Source organism: Leptospira sanjuanensis (genome assembly GCF_022267375.1).
Lineage (GTDB): Bacteria > Spirochaetota > Leptospiria > Leptospirales > Leptospiraceae > Leptospira > Leptospira sanjuanensis.
In genome coordinates this window covers 2,867,862-2,888,379 of record NZ_JAIZBH010000001.1, presented here as the reverse complement: position 1 = coordinate 2,888,379, position 20,518 = coordinate 2,867,862, and the positions used below count along the sequence as shown (strand labels likewise).

At 46.9% G+C, this 20,518-nt stretch carries 18 protein-coding genes and 1 tRNA gene; 13 read left to right on the top strand and 6 right to left on the bottom strand.

All coding sequences use genetic code 11. The annotated features are described in order from the left end of the window. Positions 1–23 precede the first annotated feature (23 nt). The 6 genes from LFX17_RS12920 to LFX17_RS12895 all read left to right on the top strand — a co-directional run bounded on the left by LFX17_RS12920 (position 24) and on the right by LFX17_RS12895 (position 7,310). Positions 24–2,702, top strand: coding sequence for a PAS domain S-box protein (locus LFX17_RS12920; protein ID WP_238747003.1), 2,679 nt, complete (start codon positions 24–26; stop codon positions 2,700–2,702). Between the two features lie 6 nt (positions 2,703–2,708). After that, complete coding sequence (locus LFX17_RS12915) at positions 2,709–3,170, top strand: response regulator (RefSeq protein WP_238730614.1); 462 nt, start codon at positions 2,709–2,711, stop codon at positions 3,168–3,170. Continuing rightward, entirely contained in the window at positions 3,160–4,701 is a 1,542-nt protein-coding gene (locus LFX17_RS12910) for a hybrid sensor histidine kinase/response regulator (protein WP_238747001.1), read from the top strand. Before LFX17_RS12915 ends, LFX17_RS12910 begins: the two co-directional genes overlap by 11 nt. Positions 4,702–4,712: 11 nt before the next feature. Next, positions 4,713–5,927, top strand: a complete 1,215-nt coding sequence (locus tag LFX17_RS12905) for an EAL domain-containing response regulator (RefSeq protein WP_238746999.1) — start codon at positions 4,713–4,715, stop codon at positions 5,925–5,927. A gap of 78 nt (positions 5,928–6,005) precedes the next feature. After that, the gene (locus LFX17_RS12900; RefSeq protein WP_238730611.1) at positions 6,006–6,794 is read left to right on the top strand and encodes a hypothetical protein; all 789 of its coding nucleotides are present in this window, start codon (positions 6,006–6,008) and stop codon (positions 6,792–6,794) included. A gap of 123 nt (positions 6,795–6,917) precedes the next feature. Further along, positions 6,918–7,310 (top strand): DoxX-like family protein, encoded by a 393-nt coding sequence (locus LFX17_RS12895; RefSeq protein ID WP_238730610.1) that lies wholly within the window; start codon positions 6,918–6,920, stop codon positions 7,308–7,310. Between the two features lie 421 nt (positions 7,311–7,731). Here LFX17_RS12895 and LFX17_RS12890 read toward each other — a convergent pair. Next, positions 7,732–7,815 (bottom strand) — tRNA-Leu (locus LFX17_RS12890). A gap of 21 nt (positions 7,816–7,836) precedes the next feature. Continuing rightward, positions 7,837–8,241, bottom strand: coding sequence for a PaaI family thioesterase (locus tag LFX17_RS12885; RefSeq protein ID WP_000648186.1), 405 nt, complete (start codon positions 8,239–8,241; stop codon positions 7,837–7,839). A 129-nt stretch (positions 8,242–8,370) separates the two neighbouring features. Between LFX17_RS12885 and LFX17_RS12880 the strand changes: the two genes are divergently transcribed. Then, on the top strand, positions 8,371–10,572 hold the full coding sequence (locus tag LFX17_RS12880; RefSeq protein WP_238747781.1) for a hypothetical protein: 2,202 nt from the start codon (positions 8,371–8,373) through the stop codon (positions 10,570–10,572). A gap of 176 nt (positions 10,573–10,748) precedes the next feature. Here LFX17_RS12880 and LFX17_RS12875 read toward each other — a convergent pair whose 3' ends face one another. Genes LFX17_RS12875 through LFX17_RS12865 form a run of 3 tightly spaced genes read right to left on the bottom strand, consistent with a single transcriptional unit; the run spans position 10,749 to position 12,795 of the window. Next, positions 10,749–11,819: a DUF5777 family beta-barrel protein gene (locus LFX17_RS12875; RefSeq protein ID WP_238746998.1), complete on the bottom strand. Its 1,071-nt coding sequence runs from the start codon at positions 11,817–11,819 to the stop codon at positions 10,749–10,751. Continuing rightward, positions 11,801–12,319, bottom strand: coding sequence for a YceI family protein (locus LFX17_RS12870; RefSeq protein ID WP_238747779.1), 519 nt, complete (start codon positions 12,317–12,319; stop codon positions 11,801–11,803). Before LFX17_RS12870 ends, LFX17_RS12875 begins: the two co-directional genes overlap by 19 nt. A 44-nt stretch (positions 12,320–12,363) precedes the next feature. Continuing rightward, a complete protein-coding gene (locus LFX17_RS12865; protein ID WP_238746997.1) occupies positions 12,364–12,795 on the bottom strand; it encodes an LIC11213 family lipoprotein in 432 nt (143 codons plus the stop codon). 242 nt (positions 12,796–13,037) lie between these two features. Between LFX17_RS12865 and LFX17_RS12860 the strand changes: the two genes are divergently transcribed. The 3 genes from LFX17_RS12860 to LFX17_RS12850 all read left to right on the top strand — a co-directional run bounded on the left by LFX17_RS12860 (position 13,038) and on the right by LFX17_RS12850 (position 16,841). Next, a complete protein-coding gene (locus LFX17_RS12860; RefSeq protein ID WP_238730606.1) occupies positions 13,038–13,697 on the top strand; it encodes a transglutaminase-like domain-containing protein in 660 nt (219 codons plus the stop codon). A gap of 421 nt (positions 13,698–14,118) precedes the next feature. Further along, complete coding sequence (locus tag LFX17_RS12855) at positions 14,119–15,843, top strand: methyl-accepting chemotaxis protein (RefSeq protein ID WP_255717819.1); 1,725 nt, start codon at positions 14,119–14,121, stop codon at positions 15,841–15,843. Positions 15,844–16,076: 233 nt separating this feature from the next. Beyond that, complete coding sequence (locus LFX17_RS12850) at positions 16,077–16,841, top strand: heparin lyase I family protein (RefSeq protein WP_238746996.1); 765 nt, start codon at positions 16,077–16,079, stop codon at positions 16,839–16,841. A gap of 310 nt (positions 16,842–17,151) precedes the next feature. Here the strand turns inward: LFX17_RS12850 and LFX17_RS12845 are convergent, their stop codons facing one another. Beyond that, positions 17,152–17,577 (bottom strand): DUF1499 domain-containing protein, encoded by a 426-nt coding sequence (locus LFX17_RS12845; protein ID WP_238746995.1) that lies wholly within the window; start codon positions 17,575–17,577, stop codon positions 17,152–17,154. 122 nt (positions 17,578–17,699) lie between these two features. Between LFX17_RS12845 and LFX17_RS12840 the strand changes: the two genes are divergently transcribed. The 3 genes from LFX17_RS12840 to sufB all read left to right on the top strand — a co-directional run bounded on the left by LFX17_RS12840 (position 17,700) and on the right by sufB (position 20,518). Next, on the top strand, positions 17,700–18,062 hold the full coding sequence (locus LFX17_RS12840; RefSeq protein WP_238746994.1) for a GNAT family N-acetyltransferase: 363 nt from the start codon (positions 17,700–17,702) through the stop codon (positions 18,060–18,062). Between the two features lie 356 nt (positions 18,063–18,418). Continuing rightward, complete coding sequence (locus tag LFX17_RS12835) at positions 18,419–19,000, top strand: peroxiredoxin (RefSeq protein ID WP_118956404.1); 582 nt, start codon at positions 18,419–18,421, stop codon at positions 18,998–19,000. 102 nt (positions 19,001–19,102) lie between these two features. Beyond that, complete coding sequence (gene sufB, locus LFX17_RS12830; RefSeq protein ID WP_238730602.1) at positions 19,103–20,518, top strand: Fe-S cluster assembly protein SufB; 1,416 nt, start codon at positions 19,103–19,105, stop codon at positions 20,516–20,518.

The window sequence follows — 20,518 nt, the reverse complement described above, 5'->3', positions numbered from 1 at the left end:
ATTGTCCTTCTTCGGCGACCACGATGCAACCTTCCAAAATTCAATCCTTGGAGGAATTCGCTTTAGAAATTCCTTCCTTTCAAGACAAGATCTCTCTCTTGGAGGAGCGTCCTTCCGGAAAAATCCTTTTTTCCGAAGGATGTAAGCGTTTTTGGGGATTCCGCGGTTTTGCCCGCGAGCCGGATTCTTTTTCGTCTTTTTTGCTGCATCTTCACGGTAAGATTCGAAACTACGCCGACTTTACGGAAAAAATTCTGCTGAAACATATTCAAGATTATGAATATTTTGATACTCTTTTTGCGGAGAACCGGATCCTGCGTTTCGATTGGAAGGATCTTCTCCGCGAAGACGGACTAACGTATCGCCTTTACACCTTTGAGATTCTTTCGGAAGAAGGGGATTACGATTTGGTTCCGGAAAATTCGTTGAACGATTCCATCTTTTACCGATTGCCCGAACCCGCGTTTCTCTTCGATCCGTCGACGCTTCGATTTCTCGCGGTGAACGACGCGGCGATTCATCTGTACGGATTTTCCAGAAAAGAATTCTATTCGATGAATCTTTTGGAAATCCGTCCGCCCGAGGATCGGGTCGATATGGAAACGGTGATCAAAAATTTCGCAAAGGAAGCCGGTATTCAATCCAGAGGCATTTGGAGACATTGGAGAAAGGATAAAAAGATCTTATACATGAAGATCAATGCGAATCGGATTCCGTTCGGCGATTCGGTTGCGGTTCTTGCCACTTTAACGAACGTGTCCGAAACGATCGAAACATCGAACGCGCTCAAGCAGAATCGTTCCGAAAAAGAATCGATCATCGAAAGTATGTCCGATCGTTATTTCGCGCTTTCAAAGGACTGGAAATTTATCAGCGTAAACAAACAAGCGATCGGTATATTAGGAAAATCGAAAGAAGAATTGATCGGCAGAAATATCTGGGATATTTATTTCCAGCCTTCCGCGCAGTTTTTCCGGGACAAATACGAACTGGCGGTACAGACGCGAAAACCGCTTACGTTCGAATACCGGATCGAGGAAAGCGGCAACGTGGTCGAGTTTCGAGTGTTTCCATTCGAGGAAGGAGTTTCCGTTTTCTTTCAGGACATTACGGAAAAAAGAAGAAGGGATTCAGAACAGGAAATCCTGAAGGCGATTTCTTTGCGAATCCCCAAGGCTTCCGGAGTGAAGGAGTCGTTCGAAATTCTTTTTGAGGAAATCTGCAAGGCGACCCCTTGGGATTTTGCGCAGGCTTGGAGATACAACAACGACGAGATTTTATTGGAGGAGAATTCCGCCTGGTATTCCTCCGAGGCGATTTATCTGCGTTATAGAATGTCTTCGTTCGAAACGAGTTTCTCCTCCGGGGAAGGAATGATCGGAAAGGTTTTTTCGACGGGGAAAATCCGTTTTATCAAAGACATTCAAAAGGAAAAGGATTTCAAAAGGACGAGACAGGCGATTCAATCGGGCATCCGATCCTGGATCGCCATTCCTCTCCGGACGGGACACGAGAGTTATGTCCTGGAATTCTGCACTTCGATGGAACTCAATTTAGAAAGTTCTTATATACAAATGTTTGAATTCGTTTCGGATCAGATCGAGGTTCTTTTCGGGAACAAGGAAGCGGAAGAGGAGAAGGATCAATTCTTTAAACTATCGGGGGATATGTTTCAGATCACGAGATTGGACGGGAAAGTCATCGAGCGAAATTCCGCTTGGGAAGAAGTGTTGGGCTACACTCAAAAGGAATTGGAAACGATCGATCTACTGGATCTCGCAGTCGCGGAAGATCGGGAACGTATGAAAAAACTGCGCGAAAGTTTTCGCGCGAACCAACAGAACGTTACGGAAACTTTCAAATACGTCTCTAAAAGCGGGGCGATTAAAAGCATCATCTGGAAAACCACCTTTTCCGCCGAAAACGGATTGATATACACGACCGGAAAAGACATCACCGAAATGCAAAAGGCTCAGGTAAAACTCGAGAATCTGACCAAGGAACTCCAGCGTTCCAATGCGGATCTGGAAGACTTCGCCTTTATCGCCTCTCACGATCTTCAAGAACCGCTGCGAAAGATTATGGCGTTCGGGGATCGGCTTCTTCGTAAGGTTTCCAATCTCGATTCGGAATCCGTGGATTACATTCAAAGAATGTCGTCTTCCGCACATCGTTTGTCGAACTTGATCGAAGGTCTTTTATCGTATTCCCGCATCAAGAGCCGTGCTAAGCCGTTTCAGTTGGCGGATCTTACGAAGATTCTCAAGGATGCGATCGGTGATTTGGAAATTTATAGTAAGGAAAGAAACGCGAAGGTTGTGGATTCCAAACTCGGTTTTACCTGGTGCGATCCTTCTCAGATCGGAATGGTGTTTCAGAATCTGATCAAGAACGGTCTGAAGTTCAACAAAAGCGAAACGCCGGAAGTCATCATCCAGTGCACTCCGCATCCGACCGAGCCGGATTGGATTCAAATTACGTTTTTCGACAACGGAATCGGCTTTGACAAAAAGCACGGTGATAAGATATTTACGCTCTTTCAAAGATTGCACAGTCGAGAAGACTTTGAAGGAAACGGAATCGGTCTTGCGGTTTGCAAGAAGATCGTGGAACTTCACGGAGGAAGAATCTACGCGGAAAGCGCCTTGGGCAAAGGCTCCACGTTTTATGTGGATCTGCCGGGAACGCTTTCCGGCGTTTAAAAAACGATGAGGCCTGAAATCAAAAATCAAAATTCCATTCATATACTCGTCGCGGAGGACGATCCGGACGATCGTCTTTTGATGCGCGACGGATTTCGGGAGAATAACCTAATCAATCCGCTTCATTTCGTAAAGGACGGCGAGGAACTGTTCGAATTTCTTCAAAACAAAGGAGAATATTCGGATATTGTAAAATACCCTCGTCCCGGAATCATTCTTCTGGATCTGAATATGCCCAAGATGGACGGAAGAGAGGTTCTGAAAACGATCAAGACCATTCCCGAATTCAAAAAGATACCGGTTATCGTTTTGACGACTTCCCGGGAAGAAGAAGATATGCTGCAGACTTACGATCTCGGAGCGAATTCCTTTATCCGTAAACCGGTCGAGTTCGGAGCCTTTATGGAAACGATCCGGACTCTCGGACAATATTGGCTCGAAATCGTGGAGCTTCCCGTTGTTTCCTGACGATTCGTTCGATGTCGTCGAAGTGCTGTTAGTCGAAGACGACGAGGAAGATTTTATTCTTTTTAAGGAATATCTCGGCGATATTCCATATCCAAAATACAAAGTGACTCGTTTTCAGGATGCGGATGCGGCTCTTGCGAGTATCCGATCAAATTCCGATGCTTACGAAATCTACGTGATCGATCATTTTTTAGGGCAGAAGACCGGTCCTGAATTATTAAAAGAAATCCGTTCTGCGTCCGGATTTGCACCCGCCGTTTTGATTTCCGGTTTGCCTGATTCGGAAATCGCATCGTTAGCGGAAGAAGCGGGATTTCAAGGATATTTGGATAAAAAGACTCTTTCGACGTTTACTCTCGCCAAAGTCTTTTTCGCGCTTTTGCAAAATAGAAAGCAAGAAACATTCAAAAAAGAGAATGGAGTTGCGGACCCGCTTCTCCTAAGAATGGAAACGATCGCCCGATTTGCGGGCGGGATCGCTCACGATTTTAATAATATTCTAAACATCATCATTGCGAATTTGGACCTTTTGGAAATGCAATGCAGGGAGCAGCCGAACGTTCTCAGTCGAATCAATTCCGCGCAAGGAGCGGTGATGCGCGGCGCGGAAGTAAATAAGAAACTTCTAAACTTCTCCCGAAAACAATCCCTCAATCCCGAATCCGTAGAACCGGATCGATGGATCGCGGAATATTTGGAAAAACCCGTCGAACCGTTTCCGGAAAACGTTCGGGTGGTTTTCGAACCGGGAGGGCAAGGAGCCAAGTGCAAAATCGATCGAAGCGAATTTGCAAATTGTCTCATGCATTTGCTTCAAAACGCAAAGGAAGCCGTGGAAGAATCGGGAGGAATCGTTCTGATCGAAACGGATACGGTCGCCGTGACTTCTTCCAAGGAATCGAAGGAATTCGGTTTAGAAATCGGAAATTATTTTTTGCTCCGGATCGCGGATAACGGACGGGGAGCGGACGCGAACTTCGCGGATAAAATTTTCGAACCGTTTATCACTACGAAACCGAAAGGAAAAAGTTCCGGGCTCGGGCTTTCCATGGTCTTCGGATTTGTTAAACGAAGCGGCGGCAAAATCGCCTTCGAATCACATCCCGGTTTTGGTTTCGACTTTTACGCCTACTTTCCCTTGGAAGAACGGCAACCGAACGCGCATTTCCCGGGAAAAGTCGCCTTCGGCGAAGGAGCCGAAATCTTTTATTTTACGGGGGAGGGAGAAACGTCGAAGAGAACGTCTTATGTCTTTCGGACTTTAGGATTTCAGGTTCGCCGATTTCAAGAATTGACATCCTTTCAATCCGAACTTTCAAAAGTGAAAGGAAAGGCCGTTTTATTCTCGGAATGTTGGGGAGAATCCTTCCCGCAGTGGAAGGAAATTTGCAGAAATGCTGAGAAGTCGAATTCTATGTTGAAAACGTTTTTCGTTTCCGCATCCGTTCCGGAAAACGGAGCTGAAAATTCTTCTGAAATCCTTTGGCCGATTTCCCGAAAATCTCTTGTGAATCATTTCGGTCGATTGTAAATTAGCCATTCATGAATCAGCCCCCTCCACCCAATTTACTGATTCTAGACGACGAGGAAGAGATCGCCGGCATCCTCGGAGATCTAGCCAAACAATGCGGCTTTGAAGTTACGATTACGCACGAAGCCGGGGTATTCTTTGAAAAGCTGGGCGATCATACGCAATATATTATTTTAGATCTGATGATCCCCGGCGTGGACGGGGTGGACGTTTTACGGATGTTATCCGGAAAAAAATTATCCGTTTCGGTGATTCTCATCAGCGGCGCGGATCGCCGCGTGTTACAAAGTGCGGAATCTCTCGCGATTCAATACGGATTGAAAATTTCCGGCGTTTTGGAAAAACCCATTCGAATTCAAGAATATCAAAGAGTTCTAACGGGATTGATTTCCGATAACAAGAACGATTCTGTCAATTCTTCCGCAGTCGGCAAACGACCCGCGGCGGAACCGGCTTCGGCGATCACAGCAGAAGAGATCGAACAAGGAATTCGAGAAGATCAGTTTCGTCTTTTTTATCAGCCTAAGATTAATTTTAAAACGGGAACCGTTTCCGGTTTCGAATCCTTGGTGCGTTGGTCTCATCCGGTGCGAGGGCTTGTTTTTCCCGATTCGTTCATTCCCACTTTGGAATCGTATCCGAGTTTGATGGATGCAATGACGGAGAAGTTGATCTTACAGGCGCTCGGTCAGTGTTCGATTTGGAACAAACAATTCCCCGGTATCGCGGTTGCGGTTAACGTTTCTCCGGTAAGCATGAACAAACTCATTCTTCCCGAAACGATTTCCAAGATGATCGAGGGGTTCGGCTTAAAAAACAATCAGCTCATCGTGGAAGTGACGGAAACGCAGCTATTGGAAAACATCACGTCGACTCTCGATATTCTTACTCGGATTCGGATCCGCGGGATCGGCCTTTCCGTCGACGACTTCGGAATCGGTTATTCTTCCTTGAAACAGATCCATCGTTATCCGTTTACGGAACTCAAGATCGATCGATCCTTCGTGAGCGTGGCTCCGTATGATAAGGAAGCGCTCTTTATCTGTCAGGCTGCGATCGATCTCGGTCACAAACTCGGAATGACGGTCGTTGCCGAAGGAATCGAAACCGCCGAAGTCGGGGAGTTGATGAAACGGGAAGGCTGCGATAAAGGACAAGGTTATTTTTATAGCAAGCCGATGCCCGCCGAGGCGGCTCTGCAATTCTTAGCGAACTTCAAAGTCTAAGTGCGATGATTGCGGTTCAAGATCGTTGTTCTTTTTTTCTGATTTACTCCCCAATGGAGAATTTCATCCTTTCGTAAGATGAAAAATTTTCTCCGGGATCCGGATTTTCCGATTCTCATCAGCGCGTATCGTTCTTCTTTGATCCGAAGATATTCCGCAGCCAACTTGGAACGTTATCCGGAATTGCGCGCGATTCCCCGTTCGGTCGTCGATACTCTTTTGAAATATTTTTTGGAACTCCTTTATCCGGAATACGAAGGGCGCGTTCTTTTGGACGGCGCTTTTGATTCACTTTCGGGTTTCGTTCACAGTCCTTCCAAGGTTTTCGGTTTGATCGGCTCCTTAGGAGCCGCGGCTCTCAGTTTCGGAAGGCATATCGGGGCGGCGTTTAAAACCGGATTTGCTGCGCTTCATTCGTATCTTACTGCGAGACATTTCGAAGCGCTTATGTTCGAATTCACTAAGGCAGAATTGAGAGCCGGAAACGATCCTGAGAACGAAATCGTATTCGAAAGAATCATTGCGCGCGTTCCCAAAAAGGAAGCGGATCAGTTCAGAGAGGACGTCGTAAAACTTTTCGAAACCTTGTCGAATCGCGAACTTCTCGCTAAAATCGTTTCGATGATGAAGGCGATTGTCGCAAAGATGGAAAGCAAACCGAAGACATATACTTCCGAAGACGTCGCCGGAATCCGATTGGGTCTCGCTATTCTTCAAAAGGGAGAAGAACTCTTTCAAGGTCTTTCCGATTTAGAGATGAAGCTGATCTTAAAAGCGATCGATCAAGTCGAAAGAGATTTTTTCGAAGATGCGTTAAAGCGAAACGGAAGATTCGAATCGGGTTGGACGGATCGATCGACGAATTAGACTTCATTAGAAAAAAATAAATCGGTGTGGTTTCCGGTTTTATGATCGTTGCTTTTTCGGAAAAGTCCTTGCGATGACATTCTCCAGTTGTTAGAATAGGAACGCTAAAAGTGGAGTAGGTCTATGAAAAAAATATTAGATTGGACGACAAGGATCATTGCGATTGCGATTTTGACTCCGGCATTTTACTTTAAACTTTCCGGAGCGGAACGTTCCATCGCTACGTTTACCGCATTGGACGCCGAACCTTTTGGGCGTTATGTGGTCGGATTTTTCGAGCTTGGTGTCGTTTTGTTATTATTGATTCCTCAGACGAGCTGGCTCGGTGCGATGATCGCGACGGTAATCATGATCGGCGCCATCGGTTCCCATATTTCCATACTCGGTTTTCAGGGAGAAGCGGGAGTTTCGTTTATTCTCGCCTTTGCGGTTTTGAGCTGTTGTATTCTACAGCTTATCGCGAGTAAGGATCGAAATCCCGTCTTTTCCAGAATTCTTACGAACAAAAGCTACTAAAAGCATTCCGGTTTTTGAATGTGATTTGACAAGGCTGCGGGAGTTCCAACAAATGCGGCAGAGATCGAAGCGGCGCGGAATCGAACGAGCGATTGCGAGTGAGAGAACGCGGTCACGGAGTGACCGAAGCGAAAGCGAAGTCGCGGAAGAGCTCGGTCCTGCCGGGTTTCGAAAAGGTCTGCGGTTTTTGGGGAAATGGCAGGAGCCGCCCAAAGGATGCTCGTTTTGAAGTTTTAAATCTTGCCGATGGTCGGACTCGCCGTTACGCAATTCATCATCCATGATGAATTCAGCTCTACGGCGTCTCGCTTTGGCCTCGGAACATCCTGCTCCTCGGAAGCATTTCTTCGCTCTTTACGAGACCTCGAAATGCTTTACCAAAGCTCGCTTCGAGTCCCAATCTTGTCGTGGTTATTAATCTTGCCGATGGTCGGACTCGAACCGACACAGAGTTGCCCCCGGTGGATTTTGAATCCACTGCGTCTACCAGTTTCACCACATCGGCGGTTTGATTGCGGAAGAAAGATCAGTCGTCTACTTCGATGTACTTGCCTTTTCCACGAGCTACGATTTTTCCGATCTCGTTTTCGATCTCGGCTCTGTTTTCGATCACTTTCTTGTTCTTCTTCACAAACCATCCGCGCAAATGGAGCGGTTGGTTGACGAAGGCAGGCTGAAGAAAACGAATCGTCAGTTCACCCGTGGTTGTTTTGAAATTCATGGCTTCGTTGATTTTGACCATGATTTCGTCTAAGATCGTAGATATAATTCCTGGATGAATTACGTCTGGTTGACCTTGAAACTTTTCCGGACAAGTGAAGTCACCGTATGCGGATTGAGTATCTTCGTCAAAGGTGATTTTCAATTGAAGTCCGTCCGGATTGTCTGGACTGGATCCAAAACTTAAGTTTGCCCGAACCGAAGCTTTCATAAGTCAGAATTATACTATACATCCATGACGTCAATTACAAAAAGAAGTCCGAATGAGTTCAAGATCGGTATCCGGTTTGGTCGATTTTAAGAACAGTAGCTTCGCCCTATGACAACACTCCTCTTATTCATGTTAGGTCTTTTATCCGCCGGGGCCGGAGCCTACACTCTCTTTAGAGACAAACCCACCTCGAAAGACGGCGATTCCGCTTCGGGAAAATCGGCTTCCGGAGGAGCGGGCGGTGCGGGACCGGGCGGCGGTGGGACTAACGTTCGCGGGGATCGCGGAAAAGAAATTCCCGTTTCTCAACCGGGCGCTCCGGGAGGCGCGGGACAACAATCGGGAGCCGGTCTTCCGTCCACGGGCGGTGCGGGTGCGCAGGCTTCGTCCGGAGGAGGACCAAGACCCGGAAAGGAAGACGCGCAAAAACACAAAGAAGATTTTCCCGGTCTTCGTAAAAAGCCTAAGTTAGATCTTAAGAACAAGGTCGACGATATCATTCGCAGCAATTCCAAATTTGCGAATCATCGTCGTCCTCTCATCAATGCGGAAGCTCTCGTTGATAAGGAAAGCTACAACGGCGCATTAGAAATTTATAAAAGAACCAAGACTCGAGTTCCCGATGAAGAGATTCAAGGGAAGATTCAGGAGAATATCGATCAAATCCAGAATCATCTCGAGAGCGACGAAGAGGAAGTCTATCGTCCCGACGATGGCGGACCTCCGATTCCGTTGGGAGATTTGGTCCGCGCCATCAAGGACATCAGCGAGTCGTTAGGCGATACGATTTCGAAAGGATTTTCCAATCCGATTTCACTTCCGCTTTCTCCTTTGGATCCCGGTGCGGTGCCCGGTCCTCCGACCTTGCCCGGTAGTTTGCCTCCAGGGCCGATTTCTTATCATGTCTTCAGTCCCGGTCCGGCCTTGCCTCCAGGGAGCATTCCTCCTCCAAGTCCGGAATCCTTAGCCGGTGGTGGAGCCGTTTATCCGACTTTTCCTATGGGGGGAGGTGGCGGCGGGAGCGGAGCAGGTCCTGGCGTGGGAACTCCTTCAGGATCCCCTGCTCCGGGCGCTGCAGGTTCCGGGGGAGCCGGTGGGTCCGGAGATGGACCAGGCCGATTTGACGGTGACGAAGGCTTTTCCTCGGGTGGAGGAGGCGGTTCCGGTGTGGGAACTCCTTCAGCTTCCAGCGGCGGAGGCGGCGAACGATCCGTAGAGAGTGAGCCGTTGAGTTATAGTTCCGGAGGCGGGGGCGGAGTTCCGTCCGCACCTTCTTCCAAAGAACATCTGGATCCGAACGCGATGGATCTTCCCGACGACACATTCTTCTCGGAAGAATGGGAGAAGTTCAAAGACCTTCCTTTAGTCGATCGCCGAACCGGAGAAAGCAGGCGGTCCGGTAGTGATCGCCGCGGTGAAGATCCGACTCGAAAGGATCGTAGGCAGGGAGACGACCGCCGACAAGAGGATCTATTCAAACTTCGAGACGACTATCTCAAACAAAAGGAAGAACAGAAAAGGCAAGAACGAGCCGAAACTCCTCCGCCTGAAACGCCTGCATACGACTGGTCGGAAATGCCGCCGATGCGGGACGACCTTCCTCCGTTTTTGGCTCCCGTCGTTCCTAAGATCGAACTCGTACCGATCCGACTTCCCGATCCACAGGACAAAACCGTCCGTCCTCCGGATGAAGTTCCGCCGGCTGCTCCGAGTCCAGCTCCTTCCGGGGAAGTTCGCTTCGAAGCGGCTCCTTCTCCGGCGCAAGAACAAGACCTTAAACCATTCGAACTTCCTAAAATAGGTCTGCCCGATCCTGAATATCAAAAGACGGCCGAAGCGACTCCGGAGATTCCGCATCTCGCTCCAACTCCGACGACTCCGGAAGCGGACGAAGCCCCCGAGATCGAGGTTCTCGAAGGAGGTTTGCAACCGTTCGACGAGGAAACGGAGGAGGAAGAAGGAGGCGGAGAAGAATCCGGCGGAGGTTCCAAAGAAGAAGAACCGAGAATGATCCACGGGATTCTGGAATTAAAACCTCCGGAAGTGGACGATGCTCCGTTCTTGACTTTGACCTACGACTTCGACAAGATTCCGCACGCTTTCAAGCTTTCCAAGAATTACAGTATTATGGAATACTCCTATTACAAGTATAAGCCGATGCTCGTAAAAGCGCAGGAGTTTGCGAGAAGGAAGATGCTCAAGAACGCGCTGAACTACTATCGGGTTATCAAATCGCAGAATATTCCTCCCGAACTCAGAAAGATGATCAATCGAAACATCAAGGACATCACCGAATTCATGGAAAAATATCTCATGGCAAAAGGCGGATAACGGTGAATCGGGAAGGATTTTCGATCGGGGAGCGATCATCGTCTCCCTTGTTTCTGAAAGTAAAACGCAGCAATCACCGCGCCTTCCCGATCTTCTCGGAACACGATCCTCCATTCTTCATCGAAACGTTCTTTGTTCGATCGAGAAAACCGTAGGCCGAAGAACGTTACGCACTTTTAATTCGTTTTTTGCGCCGCAGCGTTCTCCGAACTCTCCAAGGAAAAATACCGATGGATGTTAAAACCCACGGTCCATTCTTTCTTGTTGTAATCGTAATCCGCGCCGCGGAGCAATTGTGTATGAGCGATGGATCGGCTGTTCGTAACGAACAATTGAAACACGTGGCCTCCCGTTTCAAAGTCCACGCCGAAACTCAAAGGAACCGACATGTATTCCACCGGTTTGGAAAGAAGAATGTTGTTGATGACCGCGTCGATCGTTCTACCTCTCGCGATAAGATCGTTGATCTCCGAAGCGGAATATTCCACCCCTCCGATTTTCGTTTTGCGGTCTTCGGTAACATACGAGTCTCCGATATAATCCCGCTTCGGAGTGAGAATCGTTCCGAACGTAAAATCCAAACGTTTGAAGAGATGAATCCGAAACGAAACGTCCAAGCCGGTTCGATCGTTCGAGATATGGTCTTTTACGAAGTTTCTATGAACAAACATCGGAGAAAGTTGAAGAGAGAAGACGTCTCCGAATCGTTTCGAAATCAAAAACGAAGCCAATGTGCTTTGGCGATCCGTATACGTCAGTTCGTACGTATTCAGTTTTTTATTCGCTTCGGAATCGAATGTGGTAAGCCCCGTCGAAACCTTGAGATACGGACCGTAGAATCGTTCCTGCTCCTCCGTTTCCTGACCGAACACTCCGAAAAAACTGACCGTTACCGGAAAGCTCGAGTCTTGCGTTAAAAGGCGAACCTTCCCTCTCGCTTCGTACGTTTTTTGAAACGAAGTCCTCGCGATTCCGATCGTGATCCGGTCGGTCACTCCGTAGTCGAGAGAAAGCTGCGTATTGGCTCCGTTGTCCAAGCCGATAAAGTCGTACGAAGTGGACTTCGCATTTCCGAAACGGTGATTGAACCGGAAGTCCAATCCGTTTTTACCCACGTCCTCGGTGCTGGGCATGTGAATCAAACTGCTTCCGAGGAAGGCGGACTTTCTTTGGTCCTGCGCGGAAAGGCCGAAGGAGATTAAAAACAGAAAAGGAAGAAGGAAAAGTTTTATTCTTTGGTTTGCCATGTTACGGATGTTTCGATTCTTATTTTTTCATTCAGTTTCAAAATTACTAATTTAGGAATTTCGATTTTAAAGTCTGTCAGGAGCAGATCAAAGTTTGCGTTGACCATAAGTTCTTTTTCTTTTTCCTCGAAGGTTCCCTGGACTTTAACGTTCTTTTTGGAGATTCCGTGGATCGAAAATTCTCCGTCCACGATCACCGTTTTGGAGGTTTTGTCCCACTTGACGATGTTTCCTTGAAACGTAGCGAGCGGGAACTTTTCCGTTTCCAGATAATTCTCGTGCATATGTTTGTTCATCAGTCGATTGGGAACGTTTAAGTCGTTCAGATTCACCCGGAACCAGAACTTCTTCGTATCCAAATTGGCCGTTCCTTCTGCTTTGGAAGCGGTTCCTTGGATCGTTTCCTGAGGAGCTTCGCTCAAGAACCGAATGTTCGCATCTTTAACGATCCAGGAATTCTTATCCGCCGCGAAGGCGGACCCGCACCAGGAAATTAGAATAGAATAAAAAACGAATGTGCGAACCGAACGAAGACGCGCCGAAATCACGGATTGGCTCCTTTGAGAATCCAGCAGAAGACGGCTTTGTTGATCGAATCGTTATTGTAGATTCTCATCGTGCCCGTGTTGATTTTTTGAAACAGAAGGCTGTTTCTAGGATCGTTTACGATCACTCGATTTCGAACCGCGCTGTACGAAGTGATATCAAAACCGGCGTTCGCGTTGCTCGAATTATGGCAAGTGGAACAAGTCGACGTTCCCGCAGCGTTTAACGTGGAGAATGCGGGAGCTGGATCGGTGCAATCGGAATTGCTCAGTTCTTTAAGTGGAGCCGCAGATCCCATGAGAAAGGCCAGATTCTTAAGAGAATCCTCCTTATCCGAACTTTTTTCGTTTTGGCAGGCGGGTAGAATCGAAGCAATTCCGAGCGTAAGAATTAAAATTCCGATCGTTCGTCGATTGCGTTTTTCTTTCATAACATTCTCCTTTGAAAACGGATTTACAACAGATAGAATACCGTTCGCGATTTCCAATCTTATAACGGATTTGCGTCGCAAAAATCAAAATTTATAATTTCGCATTTCCAAGAATATACGCACGATTTTCAGGAAGAAAAATCGCAAATTTACTCTCCGGATTATAGGATCGATTGCAGTGGACGCGAAGGTTCCCGTAAAAAATAGTGTAAGTAGAAGCAAATCCGAGTCGGAGTACGAACATGCAATCCCTGGAATCGACTTTAAAATCCACATACTATCTCGATCACGATTCCGAATCGGTGCGGAAGTTTTTAGAGCGCGTCACTTCCTCCGGAAATTCTCCCTTGGAAAAACTTGCAGAATTTTATTTAGGGGTTCGGGATCAGATTCGATACAATCCGTATCAAGTGAACGATCGGAAAGAATCCTATAAGTCGAGTACGATCGCGGACAGTAAACAGAACTATTGTATTCCGAAGTCGATTCTTTTTGCGTCCGGTGCAAGGGCTCTCGGTTTCCCTTCGAGGATCGGATTTTCGGATGTGGTCAATCATCTTGCGAGCGAACGTTTGATCCGTCATCTTGGAACGACAACTTTCGCTTTTCACGGATATGCAGAAATTCTAATAGACGGAGTTTGGGTCAAAGCCACCCCCGTTTTCGACAAGGAACTCTGCATACGATTCGGAGTCGCTCCTCTCGACTTCGACGGAAAAAACGATACGATCTTTCATTCGTTCGACGGAGAAGGGAAGAAGTTTATGGAATACGTAAATCATAGAGGAGTCTTCGAAGACTTTCCGTTCGAATTCGTAATCCAAGGCCTGAAGGACTTTTATCCGAACGTGATGGGTAAGACGTTTCGAGGCGATTTGAGAAACGAAAAGCCTTTGGTTTGACATTCTTGTCGAACACTTCCGTATTTCTATTCGATTTGATTACGTCTCCTTTTAATACGAATTTAAAATCATTCCAAATCGAAGTCTCTTTTTAAACCGAAGAAATAAATTTCCTGCGTCTCTTTTTTCCCTTGAGGCGCATTTCAAATTCGTATCTTTTACAAAGTATCCATGGAAACGAGTATACGATCTCTTTTCCTCCGAGAAATAAATGAACGCTCCTTCAATCGTTTTAGAATAGACCTTTGTATGTGTGTAAGCTATTCTTTGCGTTTAGAATTGCTCTAAAATAGAAGAGCTTTGACTCACATTATCTTCGCATCTGCTTACTTTATAAACTTATATAAGTAAACGCAGACTCGTTTTTGAAAACACTTGACTACCTATGTGATAGAGGCTATCATTAGCCGCCTTAAAATCTATGAAAAAGATATATATATTCATCCAAAGGTTAGGAATTCGAAAAAAGCTTATGCTTCTATTCGGATCGGTTTTGATACCGATCGCTTTGTTGGTGAGCTTAGCGCTTACGAATACGAAGGATAGAATCGAAGACATAGAAACGATCTACGAAGATCGCGTAATTCCTCTCAAACAATTAAAGAAAATCTCCGATCTCTACGCGATTTTTATCGTGGATTGCGTTCACAAAGTGAGAAGCGGAGTGTTTACTCCCGAAGAAGGCGTTGCCAATTTGGATAAAGCGACTTCCGGAATTCAAAAAGAATGGTCTGCTTACAGCGCCACGCATCTCGTAAAGGAAGAGGAAGTGATCATCAAGGAATTAACTCCTTTGTTTGACGCATCAAACGCCGCGGTTGCCGAAGCGAGAGAGCTGATGACCACGAGAAACTTGGAAGAACTCGGAGTTTTTGCGGAAAAGCGTCTCTATCCGAGAATCGATCCGGTAACCGAGAAAATCGAAGAGTTGATCCAGGTTCAGTTGAGAATTACGGACGCGATTTATATCAAAGCGGAGAAGGAATTCGCTTTCAGTTGGTTCGTGTTCATTCTTCTTTCGGGAATAACTCTGACGTACATCCTTTTGGTCGCGGTGATCTATTCGATCCAATTGGTCAAAGGATTGAACACTGTCAGCGGTGCGATCATAAACGCGGATTTTTCGCATCCGGTCGAGGTGGACGAAGACAAAAAGAAAAAGGACGAACTCTATCTTCTTCTCATGGCCTTCCGTCTCTTTCAGATCAAGGTGAAGGAGATGCTGGATACGATCCTGAACTTTTCGGAAAGCATCGTGGCTGCTTCCGAACAGCTTTCCCAATCGGCCGACCATCTTTCCTCCAATGCGCAATCCGAGTCCGCTTCCGTGGAAGAGATTTCGGCATCCGTGGAGGAAATCTCTTCCGGGATGGAATATGTAACGAGGAACGCGGAATCCCAGTATGCTTTGATTTCTTCGTTTAACGGCGAAATGCGCGAACTGGAAGGAATGATCTCGAAGGTGGGAGATGCGGTTAAGAATTCTCTGGATAAGATTTCCGAAATGTATCTTAAAACCGATTCCGGTAAGAAGACGATGGGCGATCTCTCCGAAAGTATGGAAAAGATCGAGAACAGCTCCGTGGAAATGCAGTCCATCACCGCGATCATTAAGGAGATTTCCGAAAAGGTCAACTTACTCGCGTTAAACGCCGCGATCGAAGCGGCCAGAGCCGGGGAACACGGAAGAGGTTTTGCGGTGGTTGCGAGCGAGATTACGAGACTCGCGGAACAAACCGATTCCAGTGCGATGACGATCGAAGAACTCATCAAAACGAGCAACGCCGAGATTGAAACCGGAAGAAGAATCGTGGAAAATTCCGTGACCGTTTACGCTCAGCTCTTGAGCGGTCTTGAACATTTGAAGGAATCTTCCAATCAGATCGTGGCGACGATGGAACTTCAACAAGAGAAGAAGGAGAAGATCCGTTCGGGAGTCGATCAGGTCGACGCGAAATCCGAAGAAATCCGCAATTCCGTGAAAGAACAAAAGGTGGCGATCGCGGAAACCGCAAACGCGGTTTCGAATATTTCCATTACGGTTCAAAACAGCGCGGCGAATTCGGAAGAGATTGCGGGAAGCGCGGTGAGTTTGTTGCAGATCGCGAAAAATCTGCAGGAAACGATGAGCTTTCTCAAGGGATAGAAGTTTTCGGAATCAAAAAGCTGATTTTAAAATCGTATCTATAGAAAGAAAAATATTCCGAAACTGAAAAAAACGATTCGGTCGGATTGTTGAGTTAGAACATGAAACCTATTTGGAAAGAAATTGATCAAGAGACTTTCCGAAAGAAATCCAAAACCAAAAGACTTTTTGCGAGTCTTTTGGTTTTTTCATTTGTAGCGATCGGCTGTCGTCCCGATTCGGATGAAAGTCAAATGCAAACCTTGCTCCTACTCGGAGCCTATAACCAAGCGCAGTGTTCTTCCGCGGCCAATGCGACGAGAACACAAGCAAAGAGAACATTCTTCACTTCCTTTGAATCCGTTTCCGATTTTTCAAACTTCTACATCGTTCCGCAGAACTATCACAATTCCTGTTCGCACGATCTTTCGGCCGAACAAGTTAAGACCGGAGCAAAGTCGCACAAGGGTTGGGTGTATTCTTCGTATGCAGCGAGCAGTCTTTTGGTGAATAACAATCACCGCGGTTATCCTACGATACAATTGCATAAGACGAGCGGCGGAAGTTTCGTGACTCCGGTTTTGATCACGATGAATGTTTGGCTGGATATGAATTTGAGGACGATGCAGCCGGAAAACGAGTGGTTCAGCTTTGCGACGATCGCGGATGATTCTTCCGATAATTGGAACAGCCCCGTTCTTGTGAATTTAAACAACGAAGGGTTTGTTCATCTAATGCACGTTCCCTGGATGGGGCAGAAACAAACTTCGTATCAAACAAGTTCGTTATCGTTTCCGAAGTCGCAATGGGTGGAGCTGAAAGTCTATTTGGATTTTTCCAATCCAGAAGGGAACGTCAAAGTTTGGCAGAACGGAACCCTCGTTTCGGAAGCGAAAGTGTATTGCAGAAAAAACACGATCGCACAATTGCATTTCGGTTTATACGCGCCGCCCAGCATTTCGAGCGGAACGGTTTACAACGACGATCTGAAAATCGAAGAAGTGGACGCAAGTCCGTAAGACGGAGAGATCGGCGGAAGTTTGTAAAAAGGGAATCCGTGACAAAAGCTTTTTAGAATTTAGCGCTTCCGGCGCTTTATCAGATCCTGTTCCAAAGAAAACTCAGCGCCACTGCTCTCTACGGATCGCAGTGAGAAACTCAGCGCCACTGCTCTCTACGGATCGCAGTGAGAAACTCAGCGACACTGCTCTCTACGGATCGCAGTGTCAGGGATGGGAACTTGGAGTTTGTCTTTCGATCCAAGTAGAAATAAGTTTCGGGACAAGCTGTAAGTAACGATTTAATTTTTGTTAAACGACTTCGTGTTTTTCATTCCCAGCCGAGTTCTTCGCGGAGGTTGTTCATCCTTCTTCGGTTCGCAAGAAAATCAAACAAACCTAGGATGGATTCCGAGCGGATCTGAACGACCTTGTCATTCTCATCAAATAAGAATTCCACCGTGTCCGGGAAATGAAAAACCCTGGTATAAAAGCGGGTTTTGATATAATAACCGTCGACTTCCAAAACGCTGACGCGGTCGGCCTGTTCGAGTTTTTCTTTGAGTTTTTGAAAGGCTTCTTCCTTTTCTTCTTTGTAGCGGAAGGGTTCTATGTGATGGATGAAGTTATACGAAGAACTTTGACTGGAGACGCAGTTCGGTCTCGGAGAACAATAGTTGAGTTCCTTGTCGTAGACTCCGGTTCTGGGTCCGATCAAGGTCGTGCAGCAAAGAAGAATCAAAAGCGCTGTTTCCATAAAAATTAGACTTTTCTAAAATTCTTTTTCGAGAATTCTTCCGTATGTCATGATACGATTAGAACCGTTCGAGACCAACGATATTCCCCTGTTGATTTCCCGGGTAGATACTCAAGGAGTCGTTGCCGCAATTTTCCGGTCCTAAGTTTCGTTTTCCTTTAACCGAAGAACAGCTTCTGGAGAATCTCCGGGCCGTCGATCGTAAGGCATTTCGCATGATTGAAACAAGTTCCGATGAAAGGATCGGTTATTGCGAACTTGCCTCGATCAACTTGGAACAGGAGTCCGCTCGTTTGTCGCGGCTTTTGATCGGCAAGTCCGAGTCGCGTGGAAAAGCGATGGGCAAGGAATTGGTTAAACTTCTTTTGCGGATTCGTTTTACGGATCTCGGATTGCACCGGGTAGCTTTGAACGTGTATGATTTTAACCGGCCGCAATCGCCTGTTATCAGAATGTCGGAGTCGGATTTCGGATCGAAGGTTTAAACCGGGATTTCGTTCGATTCAAGGACGGGTTTTGGTCCGGATTTGAGATGAGCATTTTACGACCGGAATGGGAAGCCTTGCCGGTTTCTTAAATTTGTGGTAGTTCCCACAAATCGGGACGGACCCTGGGTTTTCTTTGTTCCCAAGAAGATTCGGCATTTTCGGGAAAAATGTGGGAACTCATACGACTTGAATCCGACGGAATCTGCTTCTTCAGCGCGGGGGCCGGAGTTCCGTCCATTTTTTAGAATTGAAAAAAAATTAGAATGATTCTAAAAAATATTTGCTTCCGGGGGGGAAGCCGATAGTATGGAAGGGTCTAAGTTTCAAAATCAAAATTCAAAAGGAGAGACAAAATGCCTCAGGTTACATCCCTTGCGCCGGATTTCAAAGCGGAAGCTGTTCTTGGAAAAGAAATTAAGGAAGTTAAACTTTCCGACTACAAAGGAAAATGGGTGGTTCTATTCTTCTATCCGCTCGACTTCACCTTTGTTTGCCCGACTGAGATCATCGAATACGATAACAAGCTCGCTGAATTCAAAAAACTCGGAGCGGAAGTTCTCGGCGTTTCCGTGGATTCCGCATTCACTCACTTGGCATGGAAGAATACTCCGAAAAAAGAAGGCGGTATCGGAGACATTAAGTATCCTCTGATCGCGGATCTTACGAAGTCCATCTCCAGAGACTACAACGTTCTTACCGATGGTGGAGTCGCGTTGAGAGGAACCTTCATCATCGATCCAGCGGGAGTGATCCGTCAGGCGACCATCAACGATCTTCCTGTGGGACGTAATATCGACGAAGCGATTCGTCTGATCAAAGCGTTCCAATTCGTGGAAAAACACGGCGAAGTATGCCCTGCGAACTGGGATGAAGGAAAGAAAACGATGGTTGCGGATCCTCAAAAATCCAAAGACTATTTCTCCGCAGTGAACTAAGTTCACGGATTTTTTTCTGTCCGCAGGCGCTCGCCTGCGGATTCTGGCACTTGAGAGACGAAGTAGGCTCAACGGGAGTCTAATATCGGGAGGAAACGGAAAATGGAACAAGTTCTGGAAAAACAATCCGCCAACGAAGATCGCTTTTACCGCCCCGATAATTTTCCGAAAGGCCTCACACGCAAAGTCGTCGAATCCATTTCTCATATTAAGAACGAGCCGGGCTGGCTCACGGAATTCCGTCTCAAAGCCTTTGAAATCTACGAACAAAAGCCCATGCCGACTTGGGGATTTTTTCCCAACTTCAACGTGGACATCGATTCTTACACGCACTACATCGGCTCCAATCAACAAAAGAAAAAATCCTGGGACGAGGTCGATCCCGAAGTCTTAAAATCCTTCGAACGACTCGGAATCCCGGAACACGAACGCAAGTATCTCGCCGGAATCGAAGCGATGAACGATTCCGAAACCGTTTACGCGAACGTAAAAAAAGAATTAACCGAACTCGGAATTCTTTTCTGCGACATCGACACCGCAATCCGGGAATATCCGGACATCGTACGCAAATATCTCGGAACGGTCGTCAGCGTGGGAGACAACAAATTTTCCGCGTTGAACAGTTGTGTTTTTTCGGGAGGTTCGTTCGCGTTCGTTCCCAAGGGAGTGAAAACTCCGATGCCTCTTCAAGCTTACTTCAAAGTCACCGCGGCTTCTTCCGGTCAGTATGAAAGAACATTATTGATTGCTGATGAAGGAGCGGAGATCGAATACTCCGAAGGTTGTTCCTCCGTTCAAGACAAGGGCACGAACTTCCATACGGCGGTTGTAGAACTCATCGCTCACAAAAACGCGAAGATCTTTTATACGACGATCCAGAACTGGAAGAAGAACATGTACAACTGGACCGTCAAACGCGGGTTATGCCACGAAAGAGGGCATATCACTTGGACGGACGTGAACATCGGAGCGAACACCGTCAAATATCCGGGAATCGTTCTGCAAGGAGACCATTCCACGGGGGATATCCTATCTCTTGCGTTTGCGGGCGGAGGGCAGATTCAGGATACCGGCGCGAGAATCATTCATGTCGGCAAAAATACTCGAAGCAATATATTAGCAAAAGGTGTTTCTCTCGACGGAGGAATCAACTCCTACCGAGGACTTGTTAAGTTCACCGCAGGATCCGAAAATTCTTACTCTCACGTTAAGTGCGACGGTTTGATGATGGACAATCGTTCCCAATCGCACGCGTATCCATACAACGACGTTTCCGGTCAAAACGGAACGCTCAACTACGAAGCTACCGTTTCGCGGATCGACGAAGATCAACTGTTTTATCTTCAGTCGAGAGGATTGTCCGAAGACGACGCGAAACTTCTCATCATCAACGGATTCTGCGAAGGTGTGACCAAACACCTCAACGTGGAATACTCCGTGGAAATGACGCGTTTGATCCGAATGATCTTGGAAGACGGCCACGTCATTCAGGAAAACAACGGCTCCGTCGTAAGCTGA